12 protein-coding genes and 3 pseudogenes are annotated in these 15,828 nt (G+C 72.9%); 6 read left to right on the top strand and 9 right to left on the bottom strand.

Annotated features, from left to right (window positions below; all coding sequences use genetic code 11):
• Positions 1 to 23 precede the first annotated feature (23 nt).
• From AC061S_RS23610 to AC061S_RS23595, 4 genes and pseudogenes are all read right to left on the bottom strand, one after another.
• Entirely contained in the window at positions 24 to 773 is a 750-nt protein-coding gene (locus AC061S_RS23610; RefSeq protein WP_478687967.1) for a DUF1295 domain-containing protein, read from the bottom strand.
• 56 nt (positions 774 to 829) lie between these two features.
• Positions 830 to 2,143 (bottom strand): annotated as a pseudogene (locus AC061S_RS23605) (class I SAM-dependent methyltransferase).
• Positions 2,080 to 2,892: a DUF1365 domain-containing protein gene (locus AC061S_RS23600; protein WP_478687913.1), complete on the bottom strand. Its 813-nt coding sequence runs from the start codon at positions 2,890 to 2,892 to the stop codon at positions 2,080 to 2,082. The pseudogene AC061S_RS23605 and the gene AC061S_RS23600 overlap by 64 nt, the downstream one beginning before the upstream one ends.
• A complete protein-coding gene (locus tag AC061S_RS23595) occupies positions 2,889 to 4,220 on the bottom strand; it encodes an NAD(P)/FAD-dependent oxidoreductase (RefSeq protein ID WP_478687912.1) in 1,332 nt (443 codons plus the stop codon). The genes AC061S_RS23600 and AC061S_RS23595 overlap by 4 nt, the downstream gene beginning before the upstream one ends.
• Positions 4,221 to 4,437: 217 nt before the next feature.
• On the opposite strand from AC061S_RS23595, the gene AC061S_RS23590 reads away from it, so the two are divergent.
• Positions 4,438 to 5,943, top strand: a complete 1,506-nt coding sequence (locus AC061S_RS23590) for an SDR family oxidoreductase (protein WP_478687911.1) — start codon at positions 4,438 to 4,440, stop codon at positions 5,941 to 5,943.
• Positions 5,944 to 5,959: 16 nt separating this feature from the next.
• On the opposite strand, the gene AC061S_RS23585 is transcribed toward AC061S_RS23590, so the two are convergent.
• Entirely contained in the window at positions 5,960 to 6,544 is a 585-nt protein-coding gene (locus tag AC061S_RS23585; protein WP_478687910.1) for a hypothetical protein, read from the bottom strand.
• A 405-nt stretch (positions 6,545 to 6,949) separates the two neighbouring features.
• On the opposite strand from AC061S_RS23585, the gene AC061S_RS23580 reads away from it, so the two are divergent.
• Positions 6,950 to 8,332 carry a cryptochrome/photolyase family protein gene (locus tag AC061S_RS23580; protein ID WP_478687909.1) on the top strand — a complete coding sequence of 461 codons (1,383 nt, stop codon included), beginning with the start codon at positions 6,950 to 6,952 and terminating at the stop codon, positions 8,330 to 8,332.
• 35 nt (positions 8,333 to 8,367) lie between these two features.
• Entirely contained in the window at positions 8,368 to 9,429 is a 1,062-nt protein-coding gene (locus AC061S_RS23575; protein WP_478687908.1) for a MerR family transcriptional regulator, read from the top strand.
• A 13-nt stretch (positions 9,430 to 9,442) separates the two neighbouring features.
• On the opposite strand, the pseudogene AC061S_RS23570 reads toward AC061S_RS23575, so the two are convergent.
• Positions 9,443 to 9,916, bottom strand: a pseudogene (locus AC061S_RS23570) (RNA polymerase sigma factor); the annotation flags it as partial.
• Between the two features lie 139 nt (positions 9,917 to 10,055).
• On the opposite strand from AC061S_RS23570, the gene AC061S_RS23565 reads away from it, so the two are divergent.
• The 3 genes from AC061S_RS23565 to AC061S_RS23555 all read left to right on the top strand — a co-directional run bounded on the left by AC061S_RS23565 (position 10,056) and on the right by AC061S_RS23555 (position 12,795).
• The gene (locus AC061S_RS23565) at positions 10,056 to 10,649 is read left to right on the top strand and encodes a histidine phosphatase family protein (protein WP_478687907.1); all 594 of its coding nucleotides are present in this window, start codon (positions 10,056 to 10,058) and stop codon (positions 10,647 to 10,649) included.
• A gap of 56 nt (positions 10,650 to 10,705) precedes the next feature.
• The gene (locus AC061S_RS23560) at positions 10,706 to 12,307 is read left to right on the top strand and encodes an APC family permease (protein WP_478687906.1); all 1,602 of its coding nucleotides are present in this window, start codon (positions 10,706 to 10,708) and stop codon (positions 12,305 to 12,307) included.
• A 68-nt stretch (positions 12,308 to 12,375) separates the two neighbouring features.
• Entirely contained in the window at positions 12,376 to 12,795 is a 420-nt protein-coding gene (locus AC061S_RS23555) for a universal stress protein (RefSeq protein WP_478687905.1), read from the top strand.
• A gap of 91 nt (positions 12,796 to 12,886) precedes the next feature.
• Here the strand turns inward: AC061S_RS23555 and AC061S_RS23550 are convergent, their stop codons facing one another.
• The 3 genes and pseudogenes from AC061S_RS23550 to AC061S_RS23540 all read right to left on the bottom strand — a co-directional run bounded on the left by AC061S_RS23550 (position 12,887) and on the right by AC061S_RS23540 (position 14,925).
• Positions 12,887 to 13,147 (bottom strand): hypothetical protein, encoded by a 261-nt coding sequence (locus AC061S_RS23550; RefSeq protein ID WP_478687904.1) that lies wholly within the window; start codon positions 13,145 to 13,147, stop codon positions 12,887 to 12,889.
• Between the two features lie 35 nt (positions 13,148 to 13,182).
• Positions 13,183 to 13,359, bottom strand: a pseudogene (locus AC061S_RS23545) (D-alanine--D-alanine ligase); the annotation flags it as partial.
• 354 nt (positions 13,360 to 13,713) lie between these two features.
• Positions 13,714 to 14,925, bottom strand: coding sequence for a pyridoxal phosphate-dependent aminotransferase (locus AC061S_RS23540; RefSeq protein WP_478687903.1), 1,212 nt, complete (start codon positions 14,923 to 14,925; stop codon positions 13,714 to 13,716).
• Between the last annotated feature and the right edge of the window lie 903 nt (positions 14,926 to 15,828).

Here is a 15,828-nt window from a genome sequence, read left to right as displayed (position 1 = left end):
ACCCGATATCGGTTCGTACCCGATCAAACCTCCCGTGACCTGCGGCGGCGCGGGCCGGGGCGCCGGGGCGGCCGGGGCAGGAACCCGCTGGTCCGGGCCCGGTACGCCGCGTAGCCGGGGCGGTCCGCCATGTGCCGCTCCAGCAGCCGCTTCCCGCTCCCGCCGATCAGCAGGTACGACATCACCAGCGGCGAGACCACCGAGACGGCCACCGCGCCGCCCGAGGTCCAGGCGGTCAGCGACAGCCCCCACCACACGCAGAAGTCGCCGAAGTAGTTCGGGTGCCGGGTCCAGGACCACAGGCCCCGGTCCATGATCCGTCCCCGGTTCGCGGGATCGGCCTTGAACCGGGCCAGCTGGTGGTCGCCGACCGCCTCGAAGAGCAGCCCGCACAGCCACAGCGCCGTACCCGCCACCGCCAGGGCCCCGGGGCGACCGGTCGCGTACGCCGCCGCCTGGACGGGCAGCGAGACCAGCCAGACCAGGGCCGCCTGGAGCAGGTAGACCATGCGCAGCGCGTACAGGTTCCGGTTGCCCGGGGCCTTGGCCGACATCCGCTCGTAGCGCGGGTCCTCGCCGTGCCCCTGGCCGCGCCGCGCGATGTGCCCGGCCAGCCGCAGGCCCCACAGCACCGCCAGGACCGCGGGCAGCGGGTGCCGGCCGCCCGACAGCGCGTACGTGGCCACCGCGACGGAGACGAAGCCCAGGCCCCAGGCCACGTCCACCCCGCGGTGCCTGCGCAGCCGGACCCCGACGGCGAAGGCGGCCAGCATGACGGCGAGGGCCGCCCCCGCCGAGACGGCCAGGTTGAGTCCGAAGGCGCCCCAGTTCACCGGGGACCGCCGCCCGCCGCGAGCCCCTCCGGGGCCGTGCGGGTCAGCAGGAACTGGTGCACGTCCAGGTAGCCCGAGGCGAAACCGGCCTCGCAGTACGCCAGTTAGAAGGTCCACATCCGCCGGAACGTCGCGTCGAAGCCCAGCTCCGCCACCCGGTCGGCCCGCTCGGCGAAGCGCTCCCGCCACAGCCGCAGCGTCTGCGTGTAGTGGGCCCCGTAGGCCTCGGAGCGGGTCACGCGCAGCCCGGTGTGCGAGCGCGCCATCTCCTCCACCACCCGCACGGACGGCAGCATCCCGCCGGGGAAGATGTACTTGTGGATCCAGGTGTACGTGTCCCTGGTGGCCAGCATCCGCTCGTGCGGCATGGTGATCGCCTGGAGCGCCACCCGTCCGCCGGGCGCCAGCAGCCGGTCCAGAGTGGCGAAGTACACCGGCCAGTACTCGGCGCCGACCGCCTCGATCATCTCGACGCTCACGATGGCGTCGTAGCTCCCCTCGGCCTCCCGGTAGTCGCACAGCCGCACCTCGACGCGGTCGGACAGCCCGGCGGCCGCGATCCGGCGCAGGGCCAGCTCCCGCTGCTCCCGCGAGAGCGTCAGGGTGACCACGTGCGCACCGCGCCGGGCGGCCCGTACGGCCAGCTCGCCCCAGCCCGTGCCGATCTCCAGCAACCGGGTGCCGGGGCCGGTCTCCGCCAGGTCCAGCAGCATGTCGATCTTGCGGTGCTGGGCCTCGGCGTGCTGCTCGCGGCCGGCGGGCAGGGTGCGGAACACCGCCGAGGAGTAGGTCATCGTCGGGTCGAGGAACTCGGCGAAGAGCTCGTTCGACAGGTCGTAGTGGCGTTGGATGTTCGTCCGCGAGCCGTCGGGGGTGTTGCGGTCCGAGGCGGGGTGCCGGGCGGCCCACAGGCCGCGCAGCCGCTGGAGCGGGGCCGGGACCAGCCCCGTCACGTGCCCGGCCAGCACCGTCAGGACGGCGACCGGGTCGCGCGCGTCCCACTCCCCGGCCAGGTACGACTCGCCGAAGCCGATCAGCCCCTCGGCCGCGATCCGGCGCTCGGAGGCGTCCGGGTAGTACACCGCCATGGCGGGGCCGCCCCGCCCCAGGGTCCCGTCGGGACCCATCCGGACCTGGAGCGGCAGCCGGTCCAGGGCCCGGCGGATCAGCAGCCGCCCGACGGCCGCCCTGGCCCGGGAACAGGGCGGCACGGCCGGGGCGGTGGCGGTGGTGGTGGTCGACGTGCTCACTTCGGGCCCTCCTGGGGTACGTGTCGGGGGCGCGGCCGGACCGGCAGGCCGCGCAGCCACAGCCGGACGCCGTGGAAGCGGATGCCGACGCTGACGGCGGCGGTGGACCAGGGCCGGCGCAGCGCGGCGCGCAGCAGCCCGCGGACTCCGGCGGGGCGGCGCTCGCCGCGGACGGTCGCGGTCAGGCGGGCACCGTCGCTGCCGCCGGCCAGCCGGACGGTCAGCGCGAGGTGTTCGCCCGGCTCGGGCAGCTGCATGCGGTAGGCCCCTTCCACCCGGAGGAAGGGGGAGACGTAGAACTCCTTGGGGACCGGGGCGACGTCGAGGTCGCCGCGGTCGCCCCGGGCGGTTTCCGGAGGGAGCAGGTAGCAGTGCCGTTCGCCGTACGTGTTGTGCACCTCGGCGACCACCTGGCGCAGGGAGCCGTCCGGTCCGTGACACCAGTAGACGGTCAGCGGGTTGAAGACATGGCCGAGGACCCGGGCGTGCGCCAGCATCAACACCCGTGAACCCGGCGGGAGTCCGGCGCCGCGCGCTGCGAGGAACGCGTCCAGTCCGGCCCGGATCGAGGGGGCGCCGCCGCCGAAGTGGTCGCGCGCGTCGAACCGGGCGAGCGGCCGCAACGGGCGGGGGAGGCGGGGGAGCCGGTCGAGGTCCACCAGCCACAGGTACGTGCGGTGCCGCAGCCGGTAGCGGCTCCCGCCCGACCGGACGTGCCGGATGTCGGCCAGGTAGAGGCGGGGCTCGGCCGGGTGGGGAACCGCCGGGCCGAGCGCCGCCGGGCCGGACTCCGCAGGGCCGGGGTTCACCACGTCACCCCCAGCGCGGCGGCCGCCGCCACGCCCGAGCGGCAGCCGTCCTCGTGGAACCCCCACCCGTGGTAGGCGCCGGCGAAGGCCGTCACCGGCCCCGACAGTGCCGGCAGGAGCCGCTGGGCGGCCACCGACTCCGTGGTGTAGACGGGGTGTTCGTACTCCATCTCGGCCAGGACCAGCTCCGGCCTGACCGCATCGCCCGCCTTGAGCGTGACCACGTAAGGCTCCGGCCCGTCCAGTCCCTGGAGCCGGTTCATGTCGTAGCTGACCCGTACGTCCGCGTCGGCCGGCCGGCACCCCGACAGGCGGTAGTTCCAGCAGCCGCGGGCGCCCGGCGTGCGCGGCAGCACCGAGGTGTCGGTGTGCAGCACGGTCCGGTTGCGGGAGTAGCGGAAGGCGCCGAGCGCGGTGCGTTCCGCGTCCGTGGGATCGGCCAGCAGGCGCAGCGCCTGATCGGCGTGGACGGCGACGACCACCGCGTCGTAGAGGGCGGTGGCCCCGCCGGCGGTGGTGACCGACACGCCCTGCGGGGTGCGCGCGAGCGCCCGTACCGGAGCGGCCAGGTACACGGTGTCCAGCCGTTCGCGGAGCCGCTCCACGTAGCGGGCCGAGCCGCCCTCGACCGTACGCCAGCGCGGCGAGCCGCCCACCGACAGCATGCCGTGGTGCTCCAGGAACCGGAACAGGTACCGGGCCGGGTATCCGAGCGCCGTGTCCGGCGGGCAGGACCACACCGAAGCCACCAGCGGGATCGCGAAGTGCGCGGTGAAGTAGGCCCCGAAGCGGCCCCGTTCCAGGAACTCGGCCAAGGTGATCCCGGCGGCGTCTGCGTCTGCGTGGGTACCGGCGCGAGTGTCCGCGTGGGTGTCGCCCTCGGCGCCGGCAGCGGCCAGCAGCCGCCTGGCCCGCCGGTGGAACGCCGGGATCCGTGCCAGCATCCGCAAGTACTGCGGGTTCACGGCGGACCGGCGCCGGGCGAAGAGCCCGCCCGGCCCCCGCGCCCCCGCGTACTCCAGCCCGCATCCCTCGCAGCGGACCGACAGGCTCATCGTCGTCGGCCGAGTGGTCACTCCCAACTCGTCGAAGAGGCGCGGCAGTTGGGGGTAGGTACGGTCGTTGTGGACGATGAAACCCGAATCCACCGCCCGCACCACCCCGTCCGGCCCCTTCAGCTCGTGGGTGTGCGCGTGCCCGCCCAGCCGGTCGTCCGCCTCGTACAGGGTCACCTCGTGCGAGCGCGCCAGGACGTACGCCGCCGTCAGTCCCGACACGCCCCCGCCGATCACGGCCGTCCGCGGGCGCGGCGCCCCTCGCTCGGTCATCGTGTTCCTCCCTCGTCACCCCGCAGCCCGGGGCACTCCGTCGCCCGGGGCAGCCGTCGCCCCTGGGCGCCCCCGTCACCCCCTACTTCGGAGCCGAGGGGGGTCTTGGATGTGCCGTACGGGGGAATCCCGCATCCGATCCGGCGCGCCGCGGAGAATCGGAGGGAGGGAGGGGGTGGGGGTACCGAGGAACAGGGCGCGAAGAGCGGAGACAACCATGACGGGCAAGAACTGCCTGGTCACCGGGGCCACCGGATACATCGGCGGACGCCTCGTACCCGAACTCCTGGACGCCGGGCACCGGGTCCGCTGCCTGGCCCGCGCCCCGGAGAAACTGCGCGACCATCCCTGGGCCGGGGATGCCGAGATCGTCCGGGGAGACGTCACCGCCCCCTCGTCCCTCGCCGGGGCGATGACCGGCATCGACGTCGCCTACTACCTCGTGCACTCCCTCGGCACCGGATCCGGCTTCGAGGAACGCGACCGGGAGGCCGCTCGGGCGTTCGCGGAAGAGGCCCGCGCCGCCGGGGTCCGCCGCATCGTCTACCTCGGCGGCCTCACCCCCGGGGACATCCCCGTCCGGTCCCTCTCGCCCCACCTGCGCTCCCGCGCCGAAGTCGGGGAGATCTTCCTCGCCGGGGCCGTTCCGGCGACGGTGCTGCGCGCCGCCGTCGTCATCGGGTCCGGGTCCGCCTCCTTCGAGATGCTGCGCTACCTGACCGAACGGCTGCCCGTCATGGTCACCCCGAGCTGGGTCGGCACCCGCTGCCAGCCCATCGCCGTCCGCGACGTGCTGCGCTACCTCGTCGGCAGCGCCGGCATGCCGTCCGAGGTGAACCGGGCCTTCGACATCGGCGGGCCCGACGTGCTCACGTACGAGGAGATGATGCGCCGCTACGCCGCCGTCGCGCGGCTGCCCGCCCGGCTCATCCTGCGGGTCCCGATGCTCACCCCGAGGCTGTCCAGCCACTGGATCGGCCTGGTCACCCCCGTGCCGAGGGCACTGGCCCGGCCGCTCGCCGAATCCCTGCGGCACGAGGTGGTGTGCGCGGAGCACGACATCGCCGACCACGTCCCGGACCCGCCGGGCGCGCCCGTCGGCTTCGACGAGGCCCTCGCGCTGGCCCTGCGGCGGATCCGCGAGGCCAAGGTGACCACCCGCTGGTCCTCCGCCGCCGTCCCGGGCGCGCCGAGCGACCCGCTGCCCACCGACCCCGACTGGGCGGGCGGCAGCCTCTACACCGACCGCCGGGAGCTGACCGTCGAGGCCCCGGCCGAGGCGCTGTGGCGGGTGGTGGAGGGCATCGGCGGGGAGAACGGCTGGTACTCCTTCCCACGTGCCTGGGCCGTACGGGGCTGGCTGGACCGGCTCGTCGGCGGAGTCGGCATCCGGCGCGGCCGCCGGGACGCGGCCCGGCTGCGGGTGGGGGACTCGCTGGACTTCTGGCGGGTGGAGGAGATCGAACCGGGCCGGCTGCTGCGGCTGCGCGCGGAAATGCGGCTGCCCGGGCTGGCCTGGCTGGAGCTGCACGCCGATCCGCCGTCCCCGGGGGAGGCCGGATCCCGCTACCGCCAGCGGGCCCTGTTCCATCCGCACGGCCTGCTCGGCCATCTGTACTGGTGGAGCGTGTCACCGTTCCACGCCGTCGTCTTCGGCGGCATGGCACGCAACATCGCCCGCGCGGCGGAGCGCGCGGGCGATGCCGACGAGGGTGCGGCGTAGCCCCGTGGCCGGGGGATCAGCGGCCGGCCGGTGCCGCCCGGCGGCGCTTGACGGCGAAGCCCAGACCCGCGGCGGCCACCGCGGCCAGTGCGCCGCCCGCCGCGATCAGCGCCGGGTCGGTGCCCTGCCCGTATTCGGCTCCGGCGGCGACGCCGCCCTTGGGCACGTCCTTGGTCTGGCCCGTGCCCTTGCCGTAGTTGAAGGTGCAGCCCTTGGGGAGCTTGGGGAAGTCCTTGACGCTCGCCTTGTGGCCGCCGCCCTCCATGTTGGTGCGGAGCTTCGGGGCGGGGCCGTTCGGGTCGAGGATCTCGGCGAGGAATCCGGCGTTCGCGGGGAGCTTCGGGTGCGTGCGGTCGAGCCGCTCGGAGAGTGCCTTGCCGCTTCCCGCGTCCTTGAAGGAGACGGACGGCCCGGAGGGGGCGATGGTCATCACCGCGTCGGTACCGGCGCCGATCCAGGCTTCCTTGACCACCACGCACTTCGAAGGGGACGACGTGCTGTCGGCGGAGGCGGAGGCGGCCGGGGCGAGTACGGCTGCGGCGAGGGCGGTGGTGACGGCGGTGGTGCGGAGGAAGGTGCGGCCGGACGTGCGGAAGGACATGAGCGACTCCGTGGAGTGGGGACGGCCTAGTGGGCCTGTTGGGAAGGAAAGGGCCGCATGCCGCGTGCTCGGTGCGGGGCCACGAGTCCGGGCGGGCTGCTGTGACGAATCTAGGAAGCGGATGGCATGGATGCGTCCGTTCCGTGTCACAGGTTTGTGACGGAATGTCATATTCCATTCCGTTCCGGCCAGTTACCGGCTACTCGACCATCCGACCCGGCTGCGCCCGCCGTCCCGGCCGGGCCGTCGGCCAGGCCGTCAGGCGGGCCGTCGGGCGGGTCTCGGGCGGGTCTCGGACGGGCTTCGTCACCCGCGCGGCAGCGCCCCCGCATCCGGGAGCGGGTCCGGCGGCGAAGTACCTCACGACACCCGTCCCCACATCCCCACCCACGCGGAGCGAACCCCATGAACGTCGCGGTGGTCCTCTACACCTCCGACCTCCGGCTGCACGACCATCCGCCGCTGCGGGCCGCCCTGTCCTCCTCCGAGCAGGTGGTGCCGCTCTTCGTGCGCGACCCGGCCGTCGCCGCCCCGCCCAACCGGCTCGCCTTCCTCGCCGACTGCCTCGCCGGCCTCGACGCCGGGCTGCGCTCCCGCGGCGGCCGCCTCGTCGTACGGTCCGGCGATCCGGTCGCCGCGACCATGGCCCTCGTACGGGAGGCAGACGCCGACGAGGTGCACATGGCGGCCGGAGTCAGCGCCTACGCGCACGCCCGGGAGGAACGGCTGCGCGAGGCCCTCGAAGCCGAGGGTCGGCGGTTCCACGTCCACGACGCGGTGATCACCGCGGTCGCCCCCGGGGCCGTCACTCCCTCCGGGGCCACCGGGTCCGACCACTTCGCCGTCTTCACCCCGTACCACCGCCACTGGTCGGAGCACCCCCTGCGGGCCGCCGCCCCCGCGCCCCGCGCCGTCCCGGTGCCCGACGCGATCCGCTCCGAGCCCCTGCCCGAGCGCGCCGCCGTCACCGGCACCTCCCCGGGCCTCGCCCCGGGCGGGGAGCCCGAGGCGCGCCGGCTGCCGGCCCGGTGGCTGCGCTCCGGCATCGACCGCTACCCCGAGACCCACGACGACCTGGCCGGCGACGCCACCTCCCGGCTCTCCCCGCACCTGCACTTCGGCACGCTCTCGCCCACCGAGGCCGTACACCGCGCCCGCGCCGCCGGCGGCCCCGGCGCGGAAGCCTTCGTACGGCAGTTGTGCTGGCGCGACTTCCACCACCAGGTGCTCGCGGCCAGGCCCGGGGCCGCCGCCGCGGACTACCGGGACCGGGGCGACCGCTGGCGCACCGGCCCCGCCGCCGAGGAGGAGACCCGGGCCTGGAAGGAGGGCCGCACCGGCTACCCGGTCGTCGACGCGGCCATGCGCCAACTGGCCCACGAGGGCTGGATGCACAACCGCGGCCGGCTGCTGGCCGCGAGCTTCCTCACCAAGACCCTGGACGTCGACTGGCGCGTCGGAGCACGCCACTTCATGGAGCTCCTCGTCGACGGAGACCTCGCCAACAACCAGCTCAACTGGCAGTGGGCGGCGGGCACCGGCACCGACACCCGCCCCAACCGGGTCCTCAACCCGGTGCGCCAGGGCCTGCGTTACGACCCCGACGGCGGATACGTCCACCGCTGGGTTCCCGAACTGGCCGGACTCCCCGCACCACGCGTGCACGAGCCCTGGCGGCTCCCCGGCCTGGAACGGGCGCGCTACGACTACCCCGACCCGGTGGTCGGCCTCGCCGACGGCCTCGACCGCTTCCGCAGGGGCCGCGAGGCGGGCCGGGGATCCGGGTGACCGCCCGCCGGCCCGCCTCGCCGTACGGTGGAGAGGTGGAGCCCGAACCCCCGCAGCCCCCGCCCGTCGCGCTCGGCACCGGCGCCGTCGCCCGGCGCCTCGGGGTCTCGCCGACCACGCTCCGCTCCTGGGAGCGCCGCTACGCCATCGGCCCGGCCCGCCGCGAAGCGGGCCGGCACCGGCGCTGGACCCCCGGGGACATCGCACGGCTGGAGCTGATGTGCCGGCTCACCGCCCAGGGCGCACCGCCGTCCGAGGCCGCCCGGGTGGCCCGGGGCGCCGCCAGGGACACCCCGGCCGCGGCGGCTCCCACCGCGGCCGCGACCCCCGGCGGGCCCCGCGCGCTGCACCTCGGGGACGTCCGCCCGGAGTGCAGGGGGCTCGCGCGGGCCGCCGTACGGCTGGACGCGCCGGCCGTGGAGGACCTGCTGGCGAATGTGCTCGCGGAGCTGGGCCCGGTCACCGCCTGGGAAGAGGTCATCGCGCCGACCCTGCACGCGGTGGGCCGCAAGTGGGCCTCGGCCGGGGAGCGTTACGTCGAGGTCGAACACCTCCTGTCCTGGTACGTCTCCGCGGCCCTGCACCGGATCCGGCCCGCCCCGGAGCCGATCCCGGCCCCGCCCGTGCTGCTGGCCTGCGCACCCGGGGAGCAGCACAGCCTGCCGATGGAGGCGCTGGCCGCCGCCCTCGGCGAACGGGCCCTGCCGGTGCGGATGTTCGGAGCGGCCCTGACCGCCGACGCGCTGTGCGAGGCCGTCCGGCGGACGGGGCCGCGGGCCGTCGTCCTGTGGGCGCAGTCCCGTACGACCGCCGACGCCGCGCTCGCCAGGTCGGTGGCGGGCATCGAGTGGGGCCCGCGCGGCGCCCGCGGCCACTCGGCGCTGCTGCTCGCCGGGCCCGGCTGGGGCGCCGGAGCCGCGGTCCCGCCCGCCCGCGCCGAGCGGCTGTTCGGGCTCCGCTCGGGGCTGGCCGTCATCGAATCGGTTGTGGCACTCCGCGCTCCAAGGACTGCTCCAAGGACTGCTCCGAGGACTGCTTCAGGGGCTGCTCCAGGGACTGCCGCAGGAGGTGCAGCGCCCGCCGCATGTGGCTCTTGACGGTACCGAGCGGGAGCCCGGTGCGTTCCGCGATCTGCGCCTGGGTCAGGTCCGCGTAGAACGCGAGCCGCAGCACCCGCTGCTGCGCCGACGGCAGCCGCGCCAACTCGCCGAGTAGCACCACCCGTTCCACGGCCCGCTCCGGTCCCGGCTCCGGTTCCGGCCGGCCCTGGGCGCAGACGCGCGCGGCCGCCTCGACCACCCGGGCCCGCCGGGTGCGGGCCTCCAGGGCGTCGGCCACCTTGTGCCGGGTGATGCCGGTCAGCCAGGCCCCGAGGCCGCCCGGCCCGGGCCGGTACCCGGCGCGGCCCCGCCACGCGGCGAGGAAGACCTGCTGGGTCACGTCCTCGGCCTCCCGCTCGTCACCGAGCGCGCGCCTCGCGAGCGCGTGAACCAGCGGCCGCCAGCGCCGGTAGACCGCTGCCACGCAGTCCTCGTCGCCCGCCGTGAAACCCGCCGCCAGCCGGGTGTCGTCCTGGTCGTCCATGCCCCGAGCCTCGCGAGGGCGGCCCCTCCGGCCAACTTGCACCGCTTGCGCATCGATTTCCTGACGGTCTCCCCGGCCCCGAAGCGCCGCAGGGACCGCCGGCCTGCGGCCCGGTGCCGCAGCGACTAGGGTCCGGAGAGTGAGCGATCTGCTGCTGGTGAGGCACGGCGAGACCGCGTGGAGCGCGACCGGACGGCACACCGGGCGCACCGACGTCCCGCTGGCCCCGCGCGGTGTCGAGGAGGCCATCTCGCTCTTCCCGTACTTCCGCGACCGCAGCCCCGCCCTGGTCCTGACCAGCCCGCTGCGCAGGGCCGCCGCCACCGCCGAGCTCGCCGGCCTGACCGGCGCGGTCACCGACCCCGACCTGTACGAGTGGGACTACGGCGGCTACGAGGGCATCACCACCGCCGAGATCCTGCGCGAGCGACCCGGCTGGTCCCTGTGGACCGACGGGGTACCGCCCGGCGACGAGGAGCACCCCGGCGAGAACGCCGCCCAGGTCGGCGCCCGCGCGGACCGGGTGCTCGCCCGGGCGGCCGAGGTGCTGCGCGCCGACCGGGGCAATGTCGTCCTGGTGGCCCACGCGCACCTGCTGCGCGTACTGACCGCCCGCTACCTCGGTCTGCCGCCCGAGGCCGGACGCCTCTTCCTGCTCCGTACGGGCACCTTCAGCATGCTGTCCACGGAGCACGGCCTGCCCGTCGTCGCGGGCTGGAACACCCGCCCCTGAGGCTCCCGTGACGCTCCCGCCTCGCGCGCGGGCCCCGTCTGCGTGACGATGCGTACATGGCCCACCATGGCTCGGACGGCGTGCCCCCTGAGCCCCCGGAACCCGTTCCGGGGCCGAAACCGGGAGCGAGGGCCGTCACGGACCCGGCCGGCACCGGCACCGCCGCCGAACCAGGGCTCAAGGCCAACGCGATCGGCTTCCTCGACGCGCTCGTCATCGGCCTGAACTCGACGTCGCCCGCCTACTCCCTGGCCGCGGTCATCGGGCCGATCGTCGCGCTCGCCGGCATTTACGCACCCGGCGTCATGCTCGCCTCCTTCGTCCCGATGCTGCTGATCGCCGCCGCCTTCTACTACCTCAACAAGGTCGACCAGGACTGCGGAACCACCTTCTCCTGGGTGACGCGCGCCATGGGCCCCTGGGCGGGCTGGCTCGGCGGCTGGGCCATCGCGATGACCGGCGTCCTCGTCATCGGCTCGCTGGCCGACGTGGCCGTCCACTTCGGGCTGCTCGCCGCCGGACTCGACAGCTGGGCGGCGAACGAGGCACTGCGCCAGAGCCTGACCGTCGTCGTGATCCTGGCCATGACGGCCGTCTGCGTCATCGGCACCGAGATGTCGGCCCGGCTCCAGGACGTCCTGATCCTCGCCCAGGTCTTCTTCCTCCTGGTGTTCGCCGTCGTCGCCCTCTACCGCGTCTACGCCGGCACCAGCAGCCTCGACGGCACCAGACCGGCGCTCGAGTGGCTCAACCCCTTCGGCGCCGGCGGCGCCGCCCTCACCGGCGGACTGCTGCTCGGCGTGTTCATCTACTGGGGCTGGGAGTCGGCGGTCAACCTCACCGAGGAGGTCGAGAACTCGGCCACCGCACCGGGCAAGGCCGGCATCTGGTCCACCGTCGTCCTGCTGGTGACGTACCTGTCCGTCGGCTTCGCGGTCGTCGGCTACGCCGGGACGAAGTTCCTCTCCGAGAACGCCGCGGAGGAGGAGGCCGTCTTCGCGGTCCTCGCGCACGAGGTCATGGGCGGCTGGGACTGGGTCGTCCTGCTCGCCGTCTGCACCTCCGCGCTCGCGTCCACCCAGACCACGATCATCCCCGCCTCCCGAACCGCCCTGTCCATGGCCCGCCGGCACGCGCTGCCGCCGAACCTCTCGCACATCCACCCCCGGTTCCGCACCCCGGACGTGAGCACCTGGTGGGTGGCCGGCATCGCCATCGCCTGGTACCTCGCCGTCAACCAGATCAGCGAGAACGCCCTCCTGGACTCCCTGACCGCCCTCTCCCTGCTGATCTCCTTCTACTACGCGCTCACCGGCCTGGCCTGCGCCGTCTACTACCGCCGCCACCTGCTGGAGAGCGTCCACAACTTCCTGCTGATCGGCCTCGGTCCGGTCCTCGGCGCCGGCCTGCTGGCCTGGCTGCTCGTGCAGTCGGTCGACGACATGTCCGACCCGGAGAACTCGGCGAGCGGCGTCTCCTGGTTCGGCCTCGGCCCGCCGCTCGTCATCGGCATCGGCATCGGCGTCGTCGGCGTGCTCGTCATGTGCTTCTGGCGGATCAGGGACGGCCGCTTCTGGCAGGAGCGGCGCGGTGTCGCCGACCCGGCGCTCGTCCACGCGGCGAAGAAGCCCCGAACGCCGGAAGAGCCGAAGCCCTGATCCCGCAGTCCCGCAGTCCCGCAGTCCCGTAGTCCCCAGCGCTGACCGGAAGCCGGAGAGGAGCCCCGATGTCCGTCGTCCTCGGGTACGACGAGTCGCCCGGCGCCGAGCGCGCCCTGCGCGTGGCCCTGGAGGTGGCCGCCGCCTTCGGCGAGCCGCTCGTCCTCGTCTACGGGGCCGCCGCCCCGGGCCCCACCGGCGAGGAGTACCGCGCGCACCGGGAGGCCGTACGGGAGGCCGGCCGCAGCGCGCTCTCCCGCGCGGTGGAGGCCGCCGACGAGGCGGGAGTGCCGTCCACGGTCGAGGTGGCCGACGCGAAACCGGCCCAGGCGCTGCTCGACGCCGCCGAGCGGCACGGTGCCCGGGTGATCATCGTGGGGAGCTGGGGCGACAGCCCGATCCGCGGCGCCCTGCTCGGATCCACCCCGCACAAACTCCTGCACCTCTCCCCGGTCCCGGTCCTGTGCGTCCCGACCGAGCACACCTGACCGGCCGCCACCCCGGTCCGGGCGGGCCCTGCCGTCGGACAAGCCCATGGGGGGTGCCGGGACCACGACTGACGCCCCCGGCCGCCGTGCGTCAGCTCGCCGCCGCGAGCTCCACGAGGCGCTCGATCAGATCCGGGTAGGTCCACTCCGCGCCGGCTGCCGCCAGGGGCAGCAGACTCGTCGTCGTCAGGCCCGGAAGCGCGTTGACCTCCAGGCACATCGGTTCGCCGGCGGCGTCGCAGCGGAAGTCGGTACGCGAGTAGGTGCCGCTCCCGAAGCCGAGCGCCTCGTGCGCGCGCAGCGCCAGATCCTGCAGCCGGGACGCGAATCGGCCGGAACCCGCGCCGGACACACCTCGCTCACGGCCTCGGGCTGGTACTTGGCCGTGTAGTCGAACAGCGGTGTGGTCAGCTCGATCTCAACGACGGGGAGCACCTGGTCACCCACCACGGCGACGGTGAACTCCCGCCCCGGCAGGAACGGCTCCACCAGGAGCTCGACCCCGCCCGGTCCCGCCCCGGCGGCCATGCGGGCCAGCTCGGCGGGGGAGTCGACCCGCGTCACCGACACGCTCGACCCGTCCGCCACCGGCTTCGTCACCACCGGTCCCGCGGCCACCAGCCGCCGCACCTCCTCCGGGACCCCGCCGGCGCCCGGCCGCCGCGCAGGCCGAGCTGCCCGCGCCGGTGAAGCGGACGCCCGCCGCACCTGGCGGCGGGGTCCACCAGGACCACCTCGTGTCCGCGCTCCAACAGGGCCCGGGCGACCGAACCCCCCGAGGCCAGCGACACTTCGCGCTCCGCGCTTTCTCCACCGCACAAGATCACAATTCGCATGGACAAAGTGTTCGCACTCCTCCTTGCTTCAGGAACCACCGTCACCGGTGCCAACTCGACGTCGTGCTGCCGTAGTTCAAGGTCATTGACGGTATCCGTCCAGGAAGTGGCCGATGCGGCTGATCGCATCCTCGAGGACATCGGCGCGGGGGAGCGTGAGGATGCGAAAGTGGTCGGTTCGGCCCAAGTTGAACCCGCTGCCCTGCACGACCTGAATCTTTTCCTGGAGCAGCAGGTCGAGCACGAACTTCTCGTCATCGTGGATCTTGTGCACCTTGGGATCGAGGCGCGGGAAAGCGTAGAGCGCCCCCTTGGGCTTGACGCAGGAGACGCCGGGAATCTCGTTGAGCTTCTCCCATGCGCGGTTGCGTTGTTCGTGGAGGCGACCGCCGGGCAGAACGAGATCCTGGATGCTCTGGCGCCCCCCGAGTGAGGCTTGGATGGCGTGCTGGCCCGGTACGTTGGGGCACAGTCGCATCGAGGCAAGAGTGAAGAGACCCTCGAGGTAGCCCTTCGCGTGCTCTCGGGGGCCGGAAACGACGAGCCATCCGGACCGGAATCCTGCGACTCGGTATGCCTTGGACAGACCGCTGAACGTCAGACACACCACATCTGGCGCCAGCGTCGCCGCGCTCGTGTGTTCCAGGCCGTCATAGAGGATCTTGTCGTAGATCTCGTCGACGAACACCATCAGGTGGTGGCGACGGGCGAGTTCGAGGATTCCCTCGAGAATGTCCGGCGGGTATACGGCGCCGGTGGGATTGTTCGGATTGATGATCACCACCGCCTTGGTGCGATCCGTGATCTTCGATTCCATGTCGGCGAGGTCGGGGAGCCAGTCGGCGTGCTCGTCGCAGACGTAGTGGACCGGCGTGCCGCCGGCGAGCGTGGTGACCGCCGTCCACAGCGGGAAGTCAGGAGCTGGGATCAGCACCTCGTCACCGTCGTCCAGAAGAGCCTGAACCGCCATCGACACCAGCTCGGAGACGCCGTTGCCGAGGAAGACGTCGTCCACGTCGATATCCAGGAAGCCCCGCTGCTGGTAGTGCTGAGCAACCGCACGGCGGGCGGAAAGAATTCCTCGCGAGTCGCTGTAGCCGTGCGAGAGCGGCAGCATCCGGATCACGTCCTGAACGACTTCTTCAGGAGCCTCGAAGCCGAACAGTGCAGGGTTGCCGGTGTTCAGCCGGAGCACCCTGTGGCCGGCCTCCTCCAACGCGTTGGCGCGCTCGACGACCGGTCCTCGGATCTCGTAGCAGACGTCGTCGAGCTTTTTCGACTGGCGAAAGTCCATGCGATTCTCCTCTGTGTCACCGCCGTGACGGGTCAACTGGATGCGAGGTCCGGATTCTTTGGAAGATGAAACGATCAGCGCTTTCCGCCGTCGGGCTGCCACGGTGCACGCTGGGCGAGATCGAGGAAAAGGTTGATGGCGTTCCGCTCGGCCATGCGTCGGCGATGGCGAGTGCGGATGAGGGCGCGCATGGCGGAACGGCTGGTTCCATTGTTGGGGCACCAGTCCGGGAAACCCAGTCTCGGGGGAAGTGGTGGATCCGCCGGTACCTGTACTCGCCGCTTTGTCGTCATAACGAATGATCAACGCTTGGAACGCTAACATGACGGTCTGTCGCATACGAGGTCATTGAATCGACCGCTTGTCGACCAATGTCGCGAATTTCCGGCAACCCGGCGCACGCACCGAAAGGGTAAACCCCACCCGTGCCTCGTTTCTGAAGGTTGACCCGGGGTGCGACCTTCGACGTGAGGAACGAAGCCTGGGTTCGCGACTTCCGGCCATTGAATCGATGGAGGGCTGATAGGGGGGTCTTCGAAGTGAAGGTTCCAGCGCGGCTAGTCTTTCTATGTAATGGATCTCTGGCGAAGTGGTGCGAATGCCAGGCCGCGGAGAGGTTGGTGATCATGGCTGAATTTCATCTGTGGAGTGCCCCGAGTTCAGGCGGTGCGACGCTCCGTCCCTTTACTTGGCGGGCCTGAATGTCATTGGCGTAGTCCTCGAATTGTCAAGGAGCTGCACCAGATGGACCCGGAGCCATGGCCGGAAGACGTGGCTACTGAACTTGATTGGGTGATGTCGGGTTGATCGTGGTCAGTCGTCCATGATCAGACCGGTTCCTGCGAGGCATCCGTCGACGAGGTGTGGTCGGTACTGGATCTGCTTGAGGCTTCGCTTCACGGC

Source organism: Streptomyces sp. CA189 (genome assembly GCF_056428985.1).
This window is presented reverse-complemented; position numbering and strand designations above follow the sequence as displayed.

Excerpts from the sequence above, each read along its gene's own strand:
- AC061S_RS23595 (WP_478687912.1), bottom strand. The coding sequence starts at position 4,220 with ATGACCGAGCGAGGGGCGCCGCGCCCGCGGACGGCCGTGATCGGCGGG.
- AC061S_RS23540 (WP_478687903.1), bottom strand. The coding sequence starts at position 14,925 with ATGGACTTTCGCCAGTCGAAAAAGCTCGACGACGTCTGCTACGAGATC.
- AC061S_RS23590 (WP_478687911.1), top strand. The coding sequence starts at position 4,438 with ATGACGGGCAAGAACTGCCTGGTCACCGGGGCCACCGGATACATCGGC.
- AC061S_RS23585 (WP_478687910.1), bottom strand. The coding sequence starts at position 6,544 with ATGTCCTTCCGCACGTCCGGCCGCACCTTCCTCCGCACCACCGCCGTC.
- AC061S_RS23610 (WP_478687967.1), bottom strand. The coding sequence starts at position 773 with ATGCTGGCCGCCTTCGCCGTCGGGGTCCGGCTGCGCAGGCACCGCGGG.
- AC061S_RS23555 (WP_478687905.1), top strand. The coding sequence starts at position 12,376 with ATGTCCGTCGTCCTCGGGTACGACGAGTCGCCCGGCGCCGAGCGCGCC.
- AC061S_RS23580 (WP_478687909.1), top strand. The coding sequence starts at position 6,950 with ATGAACGTCGCGGTGGTCCTCTACACCTCCGACCTCCGGCTGCACGAC.
- AC061S_RS23560 (WP_478687906.1), top strand. The coding sequence starts at position 10,706 with ATGGCCCACCATGGCTCGGACGGCGTGCCCCCTGAGCCCCCGGAACCC.